Annotated in this window: 13 protein-coding genes; 8 read left to right on the forward strand and 5 right to left on the reverse strand. The window is 50.4% G+C overall.

Features of this window, described 5'->3' with window-relative positions:
- Together OGX96_RS11600 and OGX96_RS11605 are read left to right on the forward strand one after the other, a co-directional pair.
- Positions 1 to 5,728: Ig-like domain-containing protein (locus OGX96_RS11600; protein WP_286583106.1), on the forward strand; the 5,728-nt coding region annotated here is incomplete at its 5' end.
- A gap of 62 nt (positions 5,729 to 5,790) precedes the next feature.
- Positions 5,791 to 6,066 (forward strand): hypothetical protein, encoded by a 276-nt coding sequence (locus tag OGX96_RS11605; RefSeq protein ID WP_008785658.1) that lies wholly within the window; start codon positions 5,791 to 5,793, stop codon positions 6,064 to 6,066.
- Positions 6,067 to 6,143: 77 nt separating this feature from the next.
- Here the strand turns inward: OGX96_RS11605 and lapD are convergent, their stop codons facing one another.
- Genes lapD through OGX96_RS11630 form a run of 5 tightly spaced genes read right to left on the reverse strand, consistent with a single transcriptional unit; the run spans position 6,144 to position 12,777 of the window.
- Complete coding sequence (lapD, locus tag OGX96_RS11610; protein ID WP_008785657.1) at positions 6,144 to 8,078, reverse strand: cyclic di-GMP receptor LapD; 1,935 nt, start codon at positions 8,076 to 8,078, stop codon at positions 6,144 to 6,146.
- Positions 8,079 to 8,087: 9 nt separating this feature from the next.
- Positions 8,088 to 8,780, reverse strand: a complete 693-nt coding sequence (gene lapG / locus OGX96_RS11615; protein WP_032945487.1) for a cysteine protease LapG — start codon at positions 8,778 to 8,780, stop codon at positions 8,088 to 8,090.
- Between the two features lie 2 nt (positions 8,781 to 8,782).
- Positions 8,783 to 9,652: a transporter substrate-binding domain-containing protein gene (locus OGX96_RS11620; protein WP_223849080.1), complete on the reverse strand. Its 870-nt coding sequence runs from the start codon at positions 9,650 to 9,652 to the stop codon at positions 8,783 to 8,785.
- Positions 9,653 to 9,659: 7 nt separating this feature from the next.
- The gene (locus OGX96_RS11625; protein ID WP_071446382.1) at positions 9,660 to 10,592 is read right to left on the reverse strand and encodes an amino acid ABC transporter substrate-binding protein; all 933 of its coding nucleotides are present in this window, start codon (positions 10,590 to 10,592) and stop codon (positions 9,660 to 9,662) included.
- Positions 10,585 to 12,777 (reverse strand): putative bifunctional diguanylate cyclase/phosphodiesterase, encoded by a 2,193-nt coding sequence (locus OGX96_RS11630; RefSeq protein WP_003825843.1) that lies wholly within the window; start codon positions 12,775 to 12,777, stop codon positions 10,585 to 10,587. The genes OGX96_RS11625 and OGX96_RS11630 overlap by 8 nt, the downstream gene beginning before the upstream one ends.
- Positions 12,778 to 13,387: 610 nt before the next feature.
- Between OGX96_RS11630 and OGX96_RS11635 the strand changes: the two genes are divergently transcribed.
- From OGX96_RS11635 to OGX96_RS11660, 6 genes are read left to right on the forward strand one after another with little or no spacing between them, the layout of a single operon-like run.
- Positions 13,388 to 15,598, forward strand: coding sequence for a sensor domain-containing phosphodiesterase (locus OGX96_RS11635; RefSeq protein ID WP_008785653.1), 2,211 nt, complete (start codon positions 13,388 to 13,390; stop codon positions 15,596 to 15,598).
- Between the two features lie 45 nt (positions 15,599 to 15,643).
- Positions 15,644 to 17,734, forward strand: coding sequence for a methyl-accepting chemotaxis protein (locus tag OGX96_RS11640; RefSeq protein ID WP_008785652.1), 2,091 nt, complete (start codon positions 15,644 to 15,646; stop codon positions 17,732 to 17,734).
- Positions 17,731 to 18,798 carry a chemotaxis protein CheB gene (locus OGX96_RS11645; RefSeq protein WP_286583111.1) on the forward strand — a complete coding sequence of 356 codons (1,068 nt, stop codon included), beginning with the start codon at positions 17,731 to 17,733 and terminating at the stop codon, positions 18,796 to 18,798. Before OGX96_RS11640 ends, OGX96_RS11645 begins: the two co-directional genes overlap by 4 nt.
- Positions 18,795 to 20,207, forward strand: coding sequence for a CheR family methyltransferase (locus OGX96_RS11650; protein ID WP_167820607.1), 1,413 nt, complete (start codon positions 18,795 to 18,797; stop codon positions 20,205 to 20,207). Before OGX96_RS11645 ends, OGX96_RS11650 begins: the two co-directional genes overlap by 4 nt.
- 11 nt (positions 20,208 to 20,218) lie before the next feature.
- Positions 20,219 to 22,351: a hybrid sensor histidine kinase/response regulator gene (locus OGX96_RS11655; RefSeq protein WP_286583112.1), complete on the forward strand. Its 2,133-nt coding sequence runs from the start codon at positions 20,219 to 20,221 to the stop codon at positions 22,349 to 22,351.
- A 22-nt stretch (positions 22,352 to 22,373) separates the two neighbouring features.
- The gene (locus OGX96_RS11660; protein ID WP_008785648.1) at positions 22,374 to 22,733 is read left to right on the forward strand and encodes a response regulator; all 360 of its coding nucleotides are present in this window, start codon (positions 22,374 to 22,376) and stop codon (positions 22,731 to 22,733) included.
- The last annotated feature ends 1 nt before the right edge of the window (position 22,734 follow it).

Here is a 22,734-nt window from a genome sequence, read left to right on the forward strand (position 1 = left end):
TTCAACCGTCGATGAACACGGTAACCCGTCAACGGTAACGCACGACCATATGGTGCATATCGATCTGCACGCGGAAGCGACGATTACGATTGATCCGGTGACGGATGATAACGTACTCAACCATTTCGAGTTGGACAAGACCTGGCAGTTGGTTAGCGGCGTCGTGGGTAAAGACGCCCAGGTTGACGATGATGTGCGCGTTGAGATTAACGGTAACACCTATACCGGCAAGGTTATCGTTCTGGGCAACGGTCAATTGGGGTATCAAATCCCGGTTCTGTCCTCTGACTTTAGCGACAACCAGAGCAACCAGGACAAATATGTCACCTTCAAGGCTACCGTAACGTCGCACGATGCCGTGGGGAACGAAGTTGTCAAGTCCACGACGCATACAGTAAAAATTGATAACCACGCCCAGGCAGGGATTACCATTGATACCGTGGCGGGCGACAATATGATTAACGGCGCCGAGTCCACAAAACACACCACCGAAGTGATGGGTACCGTTTCTGGTGATGTGCACATGGGCGATAAAGTGATTGTTACCGTCAATGGTCACCACTACGACGCAACGGTACAGAAACTCCCGGAGCACAATAATGCGCTGGGCTATAAGCTGGATGTGCTGACGGGCGATCTGGTGAAAGATCCGCATATCGTTGCGCAGGTGGTTGGGGTCGATAATGTTGGCAACCAGCAGAGAGCTGAAACCACGCAGGATTTGTCGGTGGATTTGCACGCGAAAGCGCTGCTGACTATCGATCCGATTACTGGCGACAATATGATTAACGGTGCGGAGTCGCATGATCAGTTTACGATGGTCACCGGCAAAGTCGGCGGTGATGTGCATGTGAACGACATCGTGTATCTGACCGTCAATGGTCACACTCTGACCGGGAAAGTCATCGATCAGGGTGGGCATCTCGGGTATAGCATCAAAGTCAGTACTGCCGATCTGCTGTCCGACCCGCATTTAACGGCGACTGTTAGCACCACCGATGTTGCGGGTAACCCGGCAACGGCCAATGCTCAGACCACGGTGGTGATCGATACCCTCATCGACGCGACAATTACGATTGATTCCGTTACGCCAGACAACACGCTGAATTATGACGAGCAGCATCAGACCACCACCGTCGTGACCGGCACCGTGACCGGTGAAGTTCACAAGGGTGACCCGCTGGTCATGACGATCAACGGCGTCACTTATAAGGGTTCGGTGGACGATATCGGTGGTCATCTGGGCTACCGTATTCTCGTCAATACCGCCGATCTGGTCGCCAGCCCGCATATTGAAGTTTCCATGGACGTTACCGATGCGGCGAAGAACCATGCTCATGTGGTGGCGCACCATGACGTTAATCTGGACGACGAGGCTTTTGCTGCGATCACCATCGATCGCGTGACGGGTGATGACGTTCTGAACGGTACTGAACTGCAGGCGCCGAAAACGATCATCAGCGGTACGGTGGGCGGCGATGCGCAAAAGGGGAATATCGTTCATCTGGTGATTGGCGGCCATGCAGTCGATGCGACGGTTGTTGAACTGCCGAAGCTGGGGGCGCTGGGCTATAGCATCGAGGTTGATACCCAGTGGCTGAAAAACGATCCAAATATTACGGCGACGATTACCACCCATGATGCCGCAGGAAATACCGCGACGGCGGATGCGACAAGCACGGTGAAAATAGACGATCGCGCCGAGGCTATCGTCCATATTGACCCGCTGGTGACGGATCATAATGATGATGTTATCAGCTACAAAGATGCGCATAACCCGCTGACCACCGTGACCGGTACCGTGGGTGGCGATGTACGAGTGGGGGATCTGGTTGAACTGACCATCAACCATCAGACCTACTATGCCCCGGTGCAGGATGGCAGCAACGGTCAGCACGTGTTTAGCACTCAGGTTTCAACGCTCGATCTGCTGATGGATCCGAATATCCATGCCGAGGTGACGGCAAAGGATGCAGCTGGCAACGTTGCGCGCGGGCATGATGATAGGCCGGTAGTGATTGATACCGTTGCTCAGATTGGCATCACTATTGACTCAGCTAAAAACTGGGTTCCGCAAGACCTTGCTGCTGGAGCCAGACCTGATTATGTGACGGTTGTGGGACATGTTGATCATGATGCGCAATTCGGCGATCTTATCCATATTGACGTAGGTCATGGAAACAGATTGGACACCACTGTTATCACCTTACCGGATGGGAAGCTGGGATACACACTGAACATTAGCACTGATTATTGGGATGATGACGGCAATATTACTGTAACTGTCATTGGCCACGACAATCATGGCAATGTCGCTATGGCGGTGGCACATCAATATTATGACCTACCTTGGGTAGCACAAATTCCTGTTGCTGGCGGTAGCAGTTTTAATACCAATTTGACGCCAATCACTACATCTACAACCGGCACGGGAACCTCGCTGCCACAGAAACCGCATGTCCACCTCACCGTCGATCCGGTGACGGGCGATGATGTAATCAACCAAGTTGAAGAGGGTAAATCCACTACGCCGATTCGTGGTCTGCTCACTGGGGATGTGAGCATTAATGATACGGTTATTGTCACCGTTAACGGCCATCCATATCCTGGCAAAGTGATCCAGATCCCGGGTCTGCCGGGGGAATTTGGCTATCAGGTTGATGTCCCTACTGACGTGCTTAAAGCGCATCCGACGTTCGAAGTGTCCGTCTCCGTGCATAATTCTGCGGGCGATGACACGGCGGCGGTAACGAAGACCATCACCGTCGACACCGATAACCCGGTCCATATCACGATGGACAATGTCGCTGGCGATGACGTTATCAATGGTTCGGAAGCGAAAAGCGGTACAACAACGATCAGCGGTACGGTCAGCGGCGAAGGCATCCATGACGGTAGCGTAGTCTCGCTGCAGGTGAATGGTAATACTTTAACCGCTGTGGTACATGCAGGCACCACGGGATGGGTCTGGTCGCAGGATGTCAGCATCAACGATCTGCGTAATAACCCGGACATTACCGCGTCGGTAAGCGCTACCGATGCTGCCGGAAACACTGGTACTGACTCGACGTCGAAGCACGTTGAGGTCGATCTCAACGCTGATGCGGGCGTTACGATTGATAACATCACAACTGATAACGTACTGAACTCGCAAGAAGTTGGACAAGCAAAGACCACGGTGAGTGGTTCCGTTTCCGGCGATGTTAAACCCGGTGAAAACGTGACCTTGACGGTCAATGGTCATGATTACAATGCCGTTATTAATGCAAGTAATCACTACACAGTTGATGTAAATACGTCAGACCTGGTGGCTGACCATTCCATCGAGGCTACGGTGACTGGCCACGATAATCACGGCAACGTCCAGGACACCAGTATCACCAAAGCGTTTTCTGTTGATACCACCGCGACGGCTGCGGTAACGGTTAATACCGTGGGCGGTGACGACGTTATCAATGCCGCTGAGATTCAGGCTGGCAAGGTTGAAGTCAGCGGTACCGTGGATGGTGACGTACACAAAAACGACAAGGTCTATATCACCGTTAATGGCAACCAGGTTGAGGCCACTGTCATTGAGCTGCCGCATATGAACGGGCAGTTGGGGTATAAAGCATTCGTGAGTACCACGGATCTTCAGACTGATCCGACTATTCATGTCAGCGTGACGGGTCATGATACGGCAGGGAATATCCAGACTGCGACGTATGACAAAACCGTGATAATTGACGATCGCGTGGATGCGACAATTGTCCTGGACCCAGTGTCCAATGATGACGTGTTGAATAACGTTGACGCCGGGCAACCGACCACCATCATCACCGGTTCTGTGACCGGCGACGTTGAGGTCGGCGATCAGGTTACCGTCACCGTCAATGGCAAAGATCTGCCGGCGATAGTCTCCGACAGCGGCGGTAAGAAGGTGTTCCGCGTTGAAGTCAGTACGGTTGATTTGGTTCATGACCAGCATATTACTGCCCATGTCGTCGCCCATGACGATGCCGGTAACCGCCAGCAGATTGATACCGATAAGACGATCCTCATCGACCGCGTGGCTTCAGGTACCGTCGACATTGACAGCGTCACGGCGGATAACGTCCTCAACCACCAGGAGCTGTCGGGGCAGAAGGTGACCATCACCGGCCATGTCGGCGGTGACGCGCAGCTTTATGATCCGGTTACCTTGACCATCGGCGGGCATAAGTATCAAGGGAGCGTCATCACCCTGAGCGGCGGCGGTCTGGGCTATCAGATTGACGTGGATTCGGCGGTTCTACGTAGTGATGCGCACAAAGTTATTGACGTTGAGCTTACCGGCCATGACGCGCCGGGGAACCCGTTCACCGCAAAATCGACACATACCTATTCCGTTGATGAGCAGGCCAACGGTGCAATTACCATTAATGACCACATCGCAGGCGACAACGTCGTTAACCTGAATGAATCGAAGTCAGACACGGTGATTAAATTTACGGTTTCCGGCGACACTCACCCGACCGATGTCGTTGATGTTAGCGTCAATGGCAACAACATGAAGGCTTCGTTGGTACCTGGCTCCTCGACGGTTTATCAGGTTGCGGTTCCGGGAACGTATCTGAATGAGGGCGATAATAAGATTGAGGTGAAAACGACGTTACACGATGACGCAGGGAATACGTTAGACGTGCACGATCAGAAAAACGTGGTGCTGGATACTCATGCCGATGGTGCGATTACTATCAATGACGGCATCGCAGCAGATAACGTCGTTAACCTGAAAGAATCGCAGTCAGACACAGTGATTCGCTTTACGGTCTCTGGGGATACCCATTCTACCGATGTTGTTGAAGTGAATATCAACGGTCACCTTATGAAGGCTACGCTGGCACCTGGATCATCAACGGTTTACCAGGTTGCTGTCCAGAGCGCATATCTGAAGGAAGGTATCAATGATATTGATGTGAAAACGACGTTACACGACGACGCGGGTAATACAATCGATGTGAGCGATCACAAAACCATCGTCCTTGATACACACGCTGACGCCAGTATCGTGGTAGATAAGATCGCCGGTGATAACCACATCTCGCGTGCCGAATCACACGATACCGTCACGCATATTACCGGCAGCGTGAGCGGTGATGTGAATGATGGCGATCATATTAAAGCGCTGGTAAATGGTCATCAGTACGATGCCATTCTTCATCAGGGCAATAATGGGTTGACCTATGATATTGAGGTTGAGACTTCCGCATTCCGGGCAGGTCATAACCGGGTGAACGTATTGGTTGAGGCGAATGATAACCACGGCAATATTACGCCTTATACCCAAACGCTGAACGTGACGATGGACGATCCCGCGCCAGTGAAAGGGCATACGGTGGATAAAGGAAATCATGCTGCGATGCAACATGCGCTGCACAACCTGTTCGATGACAACGCATTATCTCTGTCTTACGCACCAGCTGCGACCGGACACGGCCAGACGACAGCGGTACTCAGCGCTGACGATAAGGCGAAGGGGGTGCTTGAAAAAGTCGATCTCAGCGATCTGGCGCGTGAACTGCATGAAGGCGTGGATATTGCGAAGTACATTCAAAGCGGCGGCGATCATCACCTGATCGCCAGTCCGGCAAAAGTGGCGCATGGAATAGATACCGCGCTGTCTACTCCGGCAAGCGGCGATCTGCATTCTCCGACCTACTCGTTGGATCACCTGATTGCTAAACCCGATCAAAACCACACTCACTAACGATTGCCTGCTGCCCTGTGTAAACAGGGCAGCAGCATCATGCAAAATGAAAAGGCACTGATATGAACTCTGATTCATCTGCTGCAAACGTGCAGACAGAAGGCGTGGCAAAAAGTCCTGAAAATGACAACCAGCAGGCTTTAGCGATGCTGCAAAAAAGCGACCTGGAGATGGTTCGCGTGCTCGACGATTTGATTTACCTGTTGATCCGTAAAGGCGTGATTGCCATTACCGATCTTCCACCGATGGCGCAGGTTAAATTAATGAATCGTGCGAACGCGCGCCAGGAACTTGGCGGGTTAGAACAACTGCTTGGCAACGATGATCGTATATTTTAGCTGATGCAGGCAGTTTGTAGGCCGGATAAGCGCAGCGCCATCCGGCTATACAAAGGCGTATCAAGACGCCAGTTTTATCACAATGGCGCGGGCTCACCTAATAATTGCCCCATTGCTCCATCAATCCCTAATTCTTGCAGCACCATAAGCTCACCTTCCGTTTCAACACGTTCGGCAATGAGCGGCAAATCAATACTGCGCGTGGCACTGCACAATACTTCAATAAACAAACGCTTATCATTTTCCTCATCAATTTTGCGGATATAGCTGCTGTCGATTTTCAGATAGGCAAGACCCCATTGCGACAGATGACCGATCATATCGAAACGGCTACCGAAGTGTTGCAGTCCCAGCGCGCAGCGATGCTGACCTACGGCTTTAACAAATGCCGCCATCTGATGGGGGCCTGGTAACTGATTTTCATCCAGTTCCAGAATCAGCTTGCTGGCTAATTTCGGTGAGTACCGTAACGGATTGAGCAGGTCTGCAATGGCGGTCGCGCTGGCGACAGAACTGCCAGAAATACTCAACGCTAGTTTTCCGGGCGCGGTTTTCAACTGGTTCAATGTGAGCTTCAACATGACTTTATCGAGTCGATGACTCCAGCCAAAGCGGTGGATCCAGGGCAAGAACCGCCCCGCGGTAATGGCGTTACCCTGCTCATCAATAATGCGCGACAGTACCTTGTAATGCAGGATTTTGTCCGGCTGGCGGCAATCGACCACCGGCTGATAAACCAACTGAAACTGTTGATTTGTCAGCGCATGCTCCAGGCGAACAAACCACAAATGCTGATCTTCTGTAGCTGCAGGTATTTCGGTGGTAGGAACGACCTGATGGTTGGTGTGTGTTTCCGCTTCAACCAGCAGGCGATCGGCCTGGATCAGCAATGACTGGGCATTTTCTCCGGCGCTGAATGGCACCATGCTGGTATAGGCAACCGGCTGTTGGTCTGACATTCCAGTAGCGTAAAAGGCCGTGAGTTTCTGAGACAATGAATTACACAGCTCCAGCATTTCTCCGTGCGTCACGCCAGGGCAGAGTAGGGCGAATTCACCGCCGCGAATGCGGGCGAGCGTGCTGTCGAGAGGGGCATACTTTTCTCTGTGCGCGTTCAGCAGGTTGGCGATGTTGAGCAACAGCTTATCAGTATGCGGTCCGCCAAAGCGCTGATTCAGGCCACCTAAATCCTGAACGCGAACCAGCATCAGATATCCTGGTGCCGTATCGGCATCACTCAGTCGCGCCTGGAGCTGCATATCGAATGCCCGGCGGTTGGCTACCCCGGTCTGGCTGTCGAGATAAGCTTCATTGTGCAGGCGTTCGCTGTAGATAGCTTGTTCTTCAAATAACGATTTAAGCTTAGCTGCCATTAAATTCATGGCGCCTACAACGCGGCGTAATTCCGGCGTTTTGGGTAACTCGTGGAGTGTCAGAAACTCGCGACGGGTAATCGCTTCGGATTGTTTTGCCATGTAATTGAGTGGGCGCAACAGTTTGCGTAGCAGCAGAATACCGGCGATTAAGCAGGCAAGACTACAGGACAGCATCCACAACAGATTGCCTAAGGTATTGTCCCACAGACGCTGCACGGCAAAGATAGGATCGCTGGTCACTTCCACGCGAGCTGCCTGCTGCCAGCCGCGCATAATCGTTGCTTCACCGGTTTGCGGGGTGACATCCACCAGATCGACGAACCAACCGGGAACGTTGGGAATTGTCGCTACCGCGCTACGCTCAAGCATTATTTTGCCGTTTGCCAGATCGACGATGCGGATTTTTTTGTAGTAACCGCTATCGAAAATGGAACTGACCATCAGCTCGATCATTGCCGGGTCGTTGACGTTGGGCGTCAGCGAAACGCCTAGCGCCGTTGCGGCATCCTGGGCATGTGAAAGGAGTTGGTTATTGGACTGATTGCGAGAACTCTCCAGCGTCACAATAAAATTGCCGCTGAACACAACCATCATAAAGAGAGAGATTGCCAGAAGTAACTGTTTAAAAAGAGACACGGGCGATTCCTATTTATCCATCGGGAAGCCTTCTTCCCGCATTTTGGTGAAAACTTGCTGCCAGCGAGAAAGCCTCTTGCTGTCCCCAACGCGTTTATTGTTTTGATTGCCGGGAAGCCAAAGGCCAGTGTTGTTAAAGGAGTAGACGGGTAATAAGTCCATGCGCTGCGTAGCAGGCGAAATGGTGCTGGTCAGGCTGTCGAGCACCAGAGGAATCGCCCCAGGGGTGGCGTACCAGGTGAGCACCATATGCGCGCGATTTAAACGCAGGGCTTTAACGTAGGTGATGCGAAGTTTGTCTTCTGACACGCCCAACTGGCGGAGGGTGAAATATTTGGCGATTGCGTAGTCTTCACAATCCGCCTCACCTTTGCGCAGCGACTCGATAGGGGTTGCCCAGTAATCGACGTTATGCCAGACATCAATATCTTCGGTATAGCGGATCTTCTCGTTAAAGAATTGGTTTACGGCGCGTAATTGCGTTTGCTCGTCAGCATTACGCAACTGGAGCAGAAGCTGTTGCCAGGCGCGGATCCGTTGCTGTGCTTCTGGTGTTGCCGGGCCATATAGCGCATCGGACTTTTGTTGAATATTGGCAAAATCCCAGGCCGCGCGTAGCGAATGGACTGACAGCAATAGCAGCAGCGCCCCGGGGATTTTCCATAGGCGTAGCAGGCGGTGGCGTAAGCAGCGGCGGATAATGTTCAATGGCTATGCTGGCAACTGCCCGGTGACGGGTTTTTCATCTTTTCGCAGGACCAGGGGGACAACCACTTTTTACGTAATTGCACGTTGGCCGGCGAGGCAAAAAAATCTGTCAGCGTACTGTCAACAAACGTCACAAACTGCGGATCGTTTTTCCTCATCATAATGGCATAGTGCATCTCATTGCCGATGCTCTCAGAAGAGACGCTGAACAGTTCAGGTTGCTCGCTATGATTAATCAGCGGCCAGGCCAGAATGTCATCGACAAAGAAAGCGGCGGATTCATTATGCGCCATTTTCTCAAATGCGCCGTTTATAGTGGTGGTGGTAATCGTTGAAATATTAAGGTGTTGCTCTCTGTTGGCTTTATTAAATTCCAGCAAATCTTTAGAGCTACCGGTCAGACTTACCGTGCGTCCTTTTAGATCGGCAATTGAATTTATATTATTTTTACGCAAAGAGATGATGCGCATTTTCGCGGTGTAGTAGTTGAGCGAAAATGAAACGCTGGAGGTCCGCTCCGGTGCGTTAGTATTTACACCACAGTCCATATCTATTTTGCGTGTGTTTAATGCGGAGAAGCGTTCTGCAAAATTCACGGGAATATAATGAATGGTTAAGCTGTTGAGCTTCAAATACTGGCGCAACTTATCGGCAATCATGTTACATACCGCGATGGTATAACCCGTGACTTTGCCATTGTGGTCAGTAAAAGAAAACGGTGGCAGCTGGCGATAACCCACGTTGAGCACGCTGCTGTTCTGAATATGATCGAGCGTCGCAGCGTTCTGCTGCGCCATCAGCGCGGGGGTGATACCGATGCCTGCCAGTAAAAACAGCCATTGCACTATGCGGTTCACCCTTGTCATCTCACGATTAATTATATTTTTCATAATCAAAACTGATCTTCTTTTTAGCAGACGTTAATGCTTTCAGGTTATCTGACATGGGAATGTTTAAATTAATGGCTTTCGGCGGGATCGGTGACTGAAACCATTTATTGTACAGCGCAGTAAATTCGTTGCTGGCCATCAGCGAGGAGAGAGTGTCATCAACAAATTCTTTAAATTCTTTATCGTGTAACGGGAGTAACAAGCCGGCCGGTAGCGGGGCGCTGAGCGCAATGTCGGAAAGTTTATAGTCTCCAGGATTAGGCGTTTGCGCGATCATCCCTTTGAGTAAAACCGTACTGGAGATCAGTGCAGAATACTCACCATTCTTCAGTTCATTGAAGGCGGTAATGTTGTTGGTATCGAGTTGAATATTAATATCCAGGTCATTGGCGGCATTCACTTTTTGCAGTTGCTCAACGTAAATCGTGCCGCTTTTTACCAGTACGCTATGTCCGGAAAGCTCTGCCAGATTGTCGTTGCTTTCATTTTTACGCATGACGAAGCGGGTACTTGAAAAATAAAACGGCAGCGAGAACTCGCTAATGCTGTGGCGACTTTTCGAATAAAAGGCCGGGATACACATGATGTCTGCCATGTGATTTTTAATCAGGACAAACTGCGAGGCCGAGTTAGCTTTTACCCACTCGACCTTCAGGTTTTTAAGCTGAAGTTTTGTCTTGAGCGCGCTGACGATACTGTTGCAAATATCAATGGAATAGCCGGCAGGTACGTTGCCATTCTGCCAGGAGAAAGGAAACGCATCATCCTGATAACCAAGGGTAATGCTTTTCTTGCTGGCGATTTGCTCCAGCGTGTGCAACGGCAGGGCTGAGCCTGCTAAGCATGGCGTTGCTGAAACAATTAACAGGGCAAAAATCGTCAGCATGCGCTTTACCGGGCGAAAGAAGTCAGACATTGCACAGTCCTTCTTCAATGACCTCTTTGGCAAATGCGGAAAGCACTTCACGCTCGCGCAGCGGATAGCTAAAGAAATAGCCCTGAACATTCTGGCACTCAATGTCGCGCAGAATGTCACGCTGCTGCGCGGTTTCTACCCCTTCAGCGGTGACCGACATATTGTACTTATGGGCAAACTGAATCAGCATCACAATCAAATACTGACTGGCATTATCTTGCTGGAGCTTATCGACCAGCGTGCGCGCAATCTTGATGCGAGTGAAAGGATAGATCAGCAGATAATCCAGCGCCGCGTAGCCGGTGCCTAAATCATCCATCGCGATTTCAATGCCCAGTGAGCGGATCTCTTGCAGCACGGGCAAGGCAATCGACTTATCCAGCTTTTCGGATTCGGTAATTTCTATTTCAAGGCGCTCGGCTGAAAGTTGACTGATGCGTAACGCATCTTTGATAACGTCAACCAGTCCTGGGCTGTGCAGCTGGTAGGCCGATATATTGACGGCTACCCTGATACGCTCCGGCCATTTGGCAGCGGCTTCACAGGACTGACGAATAATCCATTCGCCCAAACGGACAATCAGACCGGAGTTCTCGGCGATGTTGATAAAATAATCAGGGTAAATCAGACCCTTGGTGGGATGATTCCAGCGTATCAGCGATTCGTAGCCATATACGCTTTCATCTTCCAGATTGATGATTGGCTGGTAATGAAGCTCGAATTCCTTGTTATCAATACCATCGATGATTTCCTGATTAATAAACAGGCTGTGGGTATGCTTCATCACCATGCCGTCTTCGAAGAAATGGAAGCAACCCCGGCCATGATGTTTTGAGGCGTACATGGCAAGGTCGGCATTGATCATCAACGTCGAGGTATTATTGCCCTGATACGGCGCGGTGGTGATACCGATACTGCAGCTGATGGAAAAAGTATGCGTGCTCCAGGTAAACGGGGTGCTCAGCGCACGAATAATCCGCTTCGCCAGCCGATTCGCTTCTTTGATGGCGTTATCGCTGACATGTTGCAGAATGGCGAATTCATCACCGCCCAGACGCGCTGCGATATCGTTAGGTCCCAGCAAGAGCTGCAGGCGCTGGGCAACGCTGATTAACAGCTCATCGCCCGCTTTATGACCAAAGGTGTCGTTTACTGGTTTGAAGTTGTCGAGGTCAATCAACAGCAGGTTAAACGGTTTTTCGTCCTGATGGATTTCACTGACGCGCTTATCTAACGCCTGGCCAAACGAAACGCGGTTGGGCAATCCGGTCAGTGAATCATGATGGGCCATATGCTCCATCTTTTGCGACATTTCATGCATTCGTTGCAGATAGCCGCGTTCTTTCATGGCGACGCGCAATTTTTCAATCGCCCCGGCCAGATGTCCAATCTCATCGTCCTGATCAAGATAGGGCGTTATACAGTCCGTCTCTTCATGGGCGATGCGGGTAAGGGAGTTAATCAGCAGCGGAACCGGACGGAATAAACGGCGCATAAACATCGTGACCAGTGCCAGCGTTACCAGCAAAATCAGGACAAAAATGATACTGCTTTTTTTCAGCATCGCATCGTAGGTGGCGTAGAGATCGCTTTTTTTACCAATGCTGCTTATCAGGCTACCGAGGATCTCACCTGAAGGCGTCAAAATAGGAACGGCGCTGATAAAGCACTCTTCGCCATTAATTTGGGCGAAGCCAACATAGTAGTTACCCAGCACATCGCGCGGCAGACGACCGGGGAAAGAGATGATCCCATCACCCTCTTCTGACTTGTTGTTGATGCCAACAAAGCCTTTCTCCGGCGTATACAGAAACAACCAGGTGGGGCTATGCGTCTGTACTGATGCCAGTGCCAGAACGTCAACCGGGTTATAACCGGTTTGCATAATAGAGTCGGTGTCACCAATCTGTCTGTCGGAGACAATGCGGGATATCTGCCCTGCATCGCTGGTTTCGACCGAAACGGTGGTATACACGTTGCGGATGATGTAGGTCATAATCTGTGCATTCGCTTCAGCCCGCTGTACCCACTGCTGATAAGAAAAGTTATCTATCAGGCTCCAGTTGGTAAACGCGCCAGCACTAAACGCAATAACGATACCCGCCAGCAAGAATTGCGTTATTTTGCCAGTGATTGAATGTTGCCACCCTTTTATTGCTTTAAGGGAAAACAGAGACTTTGCCACGGATTATGTTAATTCCTGAAAAGATTGTTCGGTGCTAAAATTAATTTCTGTTATTACTTGATGGAATATTATTGTTGCAAATAAGTAGATGAAAGATGTGAAACGTAATGACGTAACAAATAACTAACATTGAACCATGGTGAGTAATGACAAAAATAACGGTATGCGAATATAGATAACGCTGCTCTTTTCGTCAATAGGCAAAAGTGTACATAAAAATACATTTTCTGAATGCCCCTTTCAGGATATTAATGTTGACATTCATGGTGCTTGAGAAGATTTTTTATACGTACTGGTTGGAGGTGTTGGGAAACTGACAAAGGCTTTTTTGTTTTTTACTAAACATCAATGAATTAGCAGTTTTTTGGACAGGCATTTTAGTGATTTCATCCCCACCGGATGTCCATTTTTGTCTATAAATGGGTATTTATTTCCTGATTTGATATGAATAACATGCTCTCTTCATTATAGAACCTTATTTTATTTTCTCAGTGCGCGGTCAATGTTGACAATTTTGCTATGGTTCATCGGCTGACCCAAAAGGATTTGTTTGTGACATTCGAGTCTGGATTAAAGTCCTATTGGTATAGTGCATAGCGGATAAATTGATTTGGACGCAATAATAAACTCAAACACGATAAAAAACATTCGGGAATGGTGCCTGCCACTTGTCTTACCTGGCCTTTTTTACCCGCTGGCACAATATCTTAACGGTTATAGCATTCTCAATAATACTATTTTAACAGTTTACGATCTCAAGCTAGCCGTATTTTCTGCCGCATTGGTCTTGTTTGGTTTTCGGGTGTTGCCGGGGTTTCTTCTGTTCCTGACGGTCATGTTTGTGGTCGGTCCGCAAAATGAACGGGTAGATGCGTTGTGCCTGATCATCGCGTCGACCTTAAGTTATGCCGCGTACCGCAAATTCACCGGCAGACGCAGCTGCGTTAGCTTTGGTCGCATCAAAATTAGCTTTAATCGTCTGCTCTGGCTTTGTGGCTACAACGTCCTGCTGTATCTGGTGTTCAGCAAACTCTTTGCAATGTTTGTCGCCCACGGACAACGCCCCGATGTGGATAACATTCCGGCGTTGAGTCTGGGCATGCTGGTACGTATTCAGGGGATCATCAACGGTTGCCTGACGGGGATCCCTTTATTTTACAAGATTTACCGTATCATTCGTCGACCGTCTTTCCTGCTGACCTTTCTGCGGGCCATTGCCGAACAGTGTAAAGGCAATATCGGTGTCTACGGCGTTATATCCTGGTGCATCTTGCTGTTTTTTCTGATGTTCTTCTTAACATCACCGGATAATTTGGATGTTTTTTTCTCTATCTATAGCCTGATCCTGTTATTTCCGTTGATGTTGTGGGGAGCAATCAAGATTGGCCACTTGTTCACAATGCTGGTGTGGACGATCGTATTAATCATCTTAGGCAAACATAACGACAGCTATATCGCCAGCGATGTTAACTTCATGCTGCATCAGGCGCTGGTTTCGACGTTGATCTTTGTCTTTTCACTCACCATTGTGATCATGGGGGTACTGGCAAAATTTACCCGTCAGCGCTTTAACCAGGCGCTGCTGCTGGGGCTGACTGACCCGATGACAGGCATGGCAAATTTACGGGCGCTGAAGACGGAGCTATTTACCACTGAACGCGCGACTGTATGTCTGATACAGATCCCCGAGCTGGAGCTTTTTTCGCGTCGCTATGGTTTTCATTTCCGCGCCCGCTACCAGAAGATCCTTGCTGAGCATTTGCGCAGACATCTGGTGAAAAGCGAGAAAGTCTATTACCACGCGGGTTATGATCTGCTCATTCGGCTGGAAAATGGCACCTGGGAGCGGCTATGCGATCTGTATCAGGCCGCCAACAGTTTTCGTCTCTTTTACAACAACCATCGGTTGGGTTTTCGCAGTGGTTTGGGCTATTGCCTGATTAACGATCTAAGTGATGACATTTATCAGCTGGTGGGGAAACTGGGCATGGTGGCGGGTTTATCACTCACCAACGGCAGGCCGGAAAACCTTGAGGCGCAGCATAGCCGGATCCTTGGCAACCACATTGTTGATAAAACGGAAATTCGCACTGCGCTGCAAAATGCGCTGGATAACAATGCGTTTGTCCTGATGGCACAGCCAATAGTTAGTACCCACGGTGAAGCGCCGTATCATGAAATATTGATCCGTATGCTTAACGAACGGGGAGAATTTATTCCACCAAACAGTTTCCTGCCGGTTGCTCATGATGCGGGGCTGGCACCGGATATCGATCTCTGGGTTATCGAAAATACCCTCAAATTTATGCGTAACCACCCGCAGCATTGTTTTTCTATTAACCTGGCACCGGTGACGGTGTGTCGTTCAAATATTGTCATGAAGATCACCCAACTCCTGCACGACTACGCGGTGGAGCCACAGCGGATTATTTTTGAAATAACGGAAGCAGATACGTTATCAGACAAAGAACAAACCGTGGAAACGCTACGTTTAATACGTCAGCTGGGATGTCGGGTGGCAATTGATGACTTTGGCACCGGGTTTGCGAGTCATGCGCGCTTGATGAACATCGAAGCAGATATCCTGAAAATAGATGGCTCGTTTATTCGACGGATCACCGAAAGTGAAATTAGTTACTACATCGTTGAGTCATTCTGCCGCGTTGCTGAAATGAAAAAAATGCAGGTGGTCGCTGAATTTGTCGAGAACGCCACTATTCAGGCCTGTCTGGAAAAAATGAATGTGGGCTGGTTACAGGGATATCACATTGGCAAACCTACGCCGCTGTTCACGCTCGAATCACAGGGCGCTAGCTCCTGATGACCAAAAAAAGAGTAATTTCTTCTCAGGTAGAGAATAAAAATCATGAGTGACATTATTAAAGTAAAAAATCGAACGGCGAATACCACCAGTGAGGGACCGCGCGCTCGACTATTGTCCTGGCTGCACAACATCCATCCCGGTGTGGCGATGAAGCTCGGTATGATTTTGGTTGTTTGTATTGCAACGTTGCTGATTGGCGCCTCTTTTATATTATCGTCTTATCTTTCCAGAGAATTGCAGGTCAATGCGCTGGAGATGATTAAAACCAACACGCGGATATTCCACAACAGTATTTCTAACGAGTTTCAGCGTGTGACTCGCGATGCAGAACATTACAGCAATGTTTATATTAATAATTATCAAAACGTTGCCAATAAACCGCTGCGTTATATGGACTCTACTGAATTAAAAGCGGTGCTGAGCAACCCGAACACCAACGCGCACTTCACCGAATTAACCAGCGTATTTGCCAGTACGTTTATTCTGCAAGGCGAGCAATTTGTACGTGTCAGCAGTACGTTACTGGCGAGTTCAGGCAATACAGCAACAGCAACAGCGCTAGGGCATGATAATCCTGCGTTGCCGCTGCTTTTGAAAAATAAACCCTTTTCCGGTGTGGTCACACTGTTCGGTAAACAGTTTATTAGTCACTACGAACCGATTGCCGACAAATATGGTCAGGTCGTGGGGGCCGTCGCGGTGGGTTTCGACGTCAAACAGAGTTTGCAACCGATCATTCAGCGTTTGTTGAATGTGCATATTGGTAAAGATGGCTACGCCTATGTGCTGGATGCCGGATTTGAACCTGGTCGTATGTTGGTCCACCCCTCGTTGAGCAACCAGCAGGCAATTAATATTACCGATGCCAATGGTTTTAAGCTGTTTGCCGACATGCTCGAACACAAGAATGGCATCACTTACTACAACTGGGTGAGCGGTTATGGCGCATTGCCGAAGACCAAAGTTGCCGTTTATGAATACGTTGAAGGGATAAACTGGATAATCGCCACCACCAACTATGTTGATGATGTCGCCAAGAGCAGCAATCTGGTGCGTAACGGTCTGCTGCTGTTCACCGCGCTGCTGCTGCCCATCATTTTACTGCTGATTGCTGTGGCCAGCCGTTTCCTGATTTCCCGGCGCTTAAACCGTGTCCTAGGGATTGCACAAACCATTGCCGAAGGCGACTTAACGGTGGATGTTCAGGTCGATCACCACGATGAGATCGGCGAACTGCTGAGTGCGGTGGAGATGATGCGTCAGCGTCTGCACTCGTTGGTAGGCGGTATGGTTTCTCATGCAAATTCGGTACATCAGGCATCTTTGCATATTACCGAAGCGGTCGATGGGCAGGCATCAACCAGCGTGGAAACCTCATCTTCAGTGGCTGAAATTACCTCCACCATGGAAGAGCTGTCTGCCTCATCGACACAGATAGCCGAACACTCACGGGCGGTTGTGGATATTGCCAACCAGACGCTCGAGGACTGCAATAAAGGCTCCGAGTCGATGTCGCAATTGCTGATGCGTATGACGGATATTGATACCGACAATCAGCAAAATATGCGTGAAATCATGATGCTTGGTAATAAGTCGACGGAAATCAGTCGCGTGATGGTGATCATTAACAGCGTCGCGGATCAGACGAAACTTATCGCCTTTAACGCAGCGCTCGAAGCTGCCAGCGCCGGGGAAGCTGGTAAGCGTTTCTCGGTGGTGGCGGCTGAAATCCGCCGTCTGGCGGATTCGGTGACGGAATCGACGGTTGAAATTGAAAATAAGATCAACGAGATCCAAAACGCGATTAATCGTCTGGTGCTGAACGCGGAAAAAGGCGGCGAGAGCATTAAAGCGGGCGCAATAGCCTGTAAAGTCAGTGCTGAACATCTGAACGATATCGTTGTTACGGCTGAGCAAACCTCGACGGCGGCGCTACAAATATCGCTATCAACACAGCAACAGAAAACGGCGAGTAATCAGGTGGTCATGGCGCTACGTGAGATCGTTGTTGCCAGTAACTATACCTCGCAATCTATCAAAGACATTCTGGTTGTCAGTCAGGATATGACACAACTGTCGAAAGCGCTGAAAGAGGCTTCGTCCTCATTCACACTGACGGAAACAGATGCATGAATAGCAGCAACATTCGGGTGCTGATCCTCGACCTGGGCAGCGCATCGCGTAATGAGCTGGTCAGGCAACTGGAGGATCACCCGCACATTAAGGTGGTGGGGCAAGCAGCCCATCGCAGACAGGCGATCCGACTGTTGCAACAGCTGATGCCGGACCTGCTGATTCTGACGCTGGATATTTCGAGCGCCGATAACGTCGAGATCGTGGAAACGATCATGGCAACCAGCGCAATCCCGATCCTTGTCATGAGATTTTGTCCAGAGAATCAATGGGATGATGACTACATTTCCCGTGGTGCGTTGGCGGTGTTGCACCATAGCAGTGATTCACCACTCTCAACGGATGCTTTGCATCGTAAAGTAGAATTATTGGTCGGTGTGAAAGTCATTCGACATATCAAGGGATTACGCTATCCAAGCGAACCGGTAATCCCCACTACACGACCGATGATAGACGTTGTAAAAACGCCACAGGACTGGCCTTTTGTGCTGGCGATTGCCTGTTCGACGGGCGGGCCGCAGGCGCTAAGTAAGCTGTTACAGGATCTGCCCGGTACGTTCCCGTGCCCGGTACTTATTGCCCAACATATTGCCGATGGCTTCGCGAAAAATATGGTGCATTGGCTGGATAGCGTGACCGATCTGAAGGTGCGACTGGCGCAGGAGGACGATCGGGTGGATGCGGGGTATGTGTATATATTGCCGCCGGAGCAGCACCTGATCGTCAAAAGCAACCAGCGTTTAGCGGCGATCCCAAGACAGGAAAGCGATGTTTACCATCCCAGTTGCAACCTGTTGCTGGAGTCGGTGGCTGAGGTGTTTCGCGAAAAAGCCGTCGGACTGATTATGACCGGCATGGGCAGCGATGGCTGCCGCGGCATTGAGCTTATTGTCCGCCGTGGCGGAACAACGCTGGCGCAGGACGAAGAAAGTTCGGTGGTATTCGGTATGAATAAGAACGCGATCGACAAGCAACTAATACACCGCACGATCCCTCTGGATGGCCTTGCTGCGGTACTGCTTTCGATGGCTTGCCACGGGCATGTTGAGAGTAAATTGCCATGATCCCTAATCTTCCTGACTATGCGCGCCTGATCAAAGAACGGGTCGGTTTGCACTTCGATAACGCCATGGAAGCATTGCTGAAAACGGCGCTGGGTCGGCGAATGGCCGAGCGAAAAATCAATGATTACTATGAATACTATGAACAACTGCGTAGCTCGCAGAATGAGTTTGATAGTTTCATCACGCTGATTACGATTAACGAAACCTATTTTTTCCGTGAAAGCGATACGCTGGATTTAATCTGCGATAAATGGATCCCGCGTCTGTTGCAACAGCGCAGCGGCCCGGTGCGTATTCTGAGTGCCGGATGCTCTTCCGGAGAGGAAGCCTACTCGTTGGCGATCAAGCTGCATGAGAAATACCTCGGCGGGATGGCCCAGCGCATCGAAATTTACGGCTGTGATATTGACCCAGCAATCCTGGCAAAAGCCCGCAACGCCTGCTATTCAAGCTACTCGTTTCGCGGCGTCGACCCGAGTATTCAGCAACGCTACTTTACCCGCTCGGGAAACCTCTACCGGCTGCATGATGAGATCCGTGAGAAGGTCTCCTTCCATCGCACCAACATTATAAAAGAACAGTTACTGCCGGAAGTGGACATCATTTTGCTGCGCAATGTGTCCATCTATTTTGATACGCCAACGCGTCGCGAGCTGCACGGTAATTTGCTGAAGATGTTGCAACCACAGGGAGCCTTATTTTTTGGCAATGCGGAAACGCTGGCTAACAATTTCGACATTCTGAAGCTGGAGCAGGAAGAGGGGATTTTCTATTTTTGCCACCATCGTGAAGCGGCAAGGGTTGTGCCTGTCCCCAGAGTTGCGGTGCGCATTCCGCAGCCGAGAGCGGTAGTTGAACAGGTTCCTCTCGTGCCCACTGCGCAGCAGAGTAATGACTGGCTGAAGAAAGCACGCGCCAGCCTCGATGAAAAATGTTTTTCTGAAGCTGAAAAGTGTATCGCCTGTGTATTACGTGACGATCCCCGTAATCAGGATGCGCTTTTGATCCAGGGCGTTATTGCCCTCGAACAGCGTGAGTTTTCTCAAACAGCCGGAAACGCACAGCAGATCCTCGCCCAGGATGAGTGGTCGGCAGAGGCCAAAATGCTGCTCGGCCTGGCGATGATGTGGCAACACCAGACCCAGCAGGCCATCGCCTGGTTCAAACAGGTGGTTTATCAGGAACCTGGCTACTGGCCTGCACACTATTATCTGGCTGAAATGTACCGGCAAAGCGAGTTATACCAGCCTGCTCAACGGACTTATCGTGTGGTGATGCAGTTACTGAACGACGAGATAAACAATCCGTCCTCGGTTTGTCGTCTGCGTTTGCCAATGGTATTTCCTGGCAATACGTTTCGTTTCTTGTGTGAACATCAACTGGCGCAATTCGCCCACCAAAGTGGCTAATAAGAGCGATTATGGCTATCGATCTGAAAAAATTCGTTCTGCGCTTTATTGATGAAGGGAGAGGTCATTTGCAGACGATCAGCGAAGGGGCTTTTCTCCTCTCCGCTGATGAGCATACCGACGCCTGGATAGGTGAGATGTTTCGCGCTGCGCATACCCTGAAAGGGGGGGCGCGGATGCTGAAGCTGCAAAGTATTGCCGATGTCACGCATCATCTTGAAGATGTATTGAGTGAACTGCGTGACAACAAACTGACGCCGGACAGGGCGCTGGGCAATCTGATCCATGAGTCTGTGGAGTATCTTTCTGGTCAGCTTACCCAGCTTTTTGTCAGCGAAGGGGATAATCAGTTGCCACCGGCGGATGCCGGGCTGTGCGAACGCCTTGCCCGCGCCAGTCGGGGAGAGAATATCACGCTGGCTGTCGAAACTGCCGGGGCAACAGAAAAACCGGTAGTCCCAGCGCCTACGACACCTTCCAGCATGGATGCCGGTATTAAGCAGGCGGATTTCGTTCGGGTAAAGCTGAACAAGCTCGATGGACTGATCGACATTCTGGGGGAGGTGCTCGCCGGACATGATCGCCTGGAACAGCAGATACAAAACCTGAGTCAACTGGTACCACGGTTACCGGGATTGAGTGCTGAACAGCTTCGCCAGCAGATCCACGACTTTAGCGCCCAGTTAAAAGAAAGCGTTCAGCTCCAGCATTTGCAGATGTTTGAACTGTACGATGTGGCGGCGCGGATCCGTATGCTGCCACTTTCAACATTGTTTGAACCCATTTCGCTGCAGGTCAGCGAACTGGCTTCCACACTGAACAAGCAGGTGGTGTGCCGCTTTGTTGGCGGAGAAGTGGAAATCGACCGCCAGCTCATTGATCGGCTTTCGGAGTCGCTGACGCATCTACTGCGTAATGCCGTCGATCACGGGATTGGTGAGATCGACGAACGTCTGGCGCTCGGTAAATCCACTCGCGGCACGATTACCATCACTACTCAGCAGGACGGCAGCGGGATACTACTGCGTATCGAAGATGATGGCCGTGGTCTGAACTATGAGGCCATCAGCGCGAAGGCGGTCAGTAAAGGTCTTGTTCCCGCTTCAATGGTCGGGCAGCTCTCCGAGCAGGAATGTAATGAGCTGATTTTTCATCCCGGCTTTTCGACCAGCAAGATAGTCTCCGAGCTTTCTGGTCGCGGCGTTGGTCTTGATGTGGTGCGCAAAACGGTGGTGACCGACCTGCAAGGCGATTTGCAGGTTTATAGCCGTCCGGGAGTCGGAACCAGCTTTAACCTGCGGTTGCCTGTTTCGTTAACCATGATGCGGATTTTGCAATTTGAAGAGCAGGGGCACCTGTTTGGACTGGCTGCGCAGTATGTGGTTGAGGTGGTGGAATGCACGCCACAGGGGATCAGCGATATCGCCGGACGTCCTGCCATTATCTTGCATAACGAGTTTATCCCGGTGGTTTGCGTAGGCAGCTTGCTGGGCATTCATGAACGCCAGATCAGCTTTTCAACGCCCGGACAGCGATTAATCGTGGTGCAGAACCAGTACAGCAAAATGGCGCTGCAGGTGGATAAGCTGCTCGATGAACGCAAGATGATGATCAAACCGTTACCGAAGCATATGCAACAGCAGTCGCTGGTCTCCGGGATGGTACAAACACCGGATAACCAACTGGTCAGCATCCTGCACGTTCCTGCGCTGATGGCGATGGCGCAACAATCACGGCAAACCAGTACACCAGCGCCCGCCACGAGCGTAACGCAGGATGCCTGGCATGTGTTGGTGGTCGATGACTCACTGAATACCCGTGAGATAGAAAAGAACGTGCTGGAAGCGCACGGCTATCAGGTGACTCTGGCAGAAGACGGGCTGTCGGGGCTGCAAAAAGCGAAACTGACCCAGTTTGATGCCGTACTGACGGATGTCGAAATGCCGTTTATGGATGGTTTCACCTTCACCAAATCGTTGCGTGGGGAGAAAAACTACCAGCATACGCCAATCATCATCGTGACGTCCCGCGCGAAGGAAGAGGACCGGCGACGGGGGATTCAGGTGGGCGCGGATGCCTACATCGCCAAGGGCGATTTCGAGCAGGACAGTTTGATAAAAACATTAAAAATGCTTTTGTGCTGATGGCGCAAAATCGAGAGAGAAAATGCGAATTTTATTAGTTGATGATGATCTTTTTGCGGCTGAACTGGCATCCATATTTTTGCAAATGGACGGCTACGATGTGGTGATTGTGGAAAGCGCGATTTCCGCCCTGGCGTGCCTGGACTCGGATAACAACATCGACCTGGTGATTAGCGATCTGCATATGCCAGAGATCAGTGGTTTGGATTTGCTGGCGCTGTTACGCGCTCAGGATTGGGCTAAGCCTTTTATTTTACTGAGTGCCAATGAAGTAACGGGCAGCGACGCTCTGTACGACCGTTGGGTGAAAAAAGATGAAAACCTCGCGGAAAATCTGGGGGCTGCTGTCAATGCGCTACTGCAACCATCTGCGATTAACTGAA

Origin of the sequence: Citrobacter sp. Cpo100 (assembly GCF_030332595.1) — a bacterium.
Lineage (GTDB): Bacteria > Pseudomonadota > Gammaproteobacteria > Enterobacterales > Enterobacteriaceae > Citrobacter > Citrobacter portucalensis.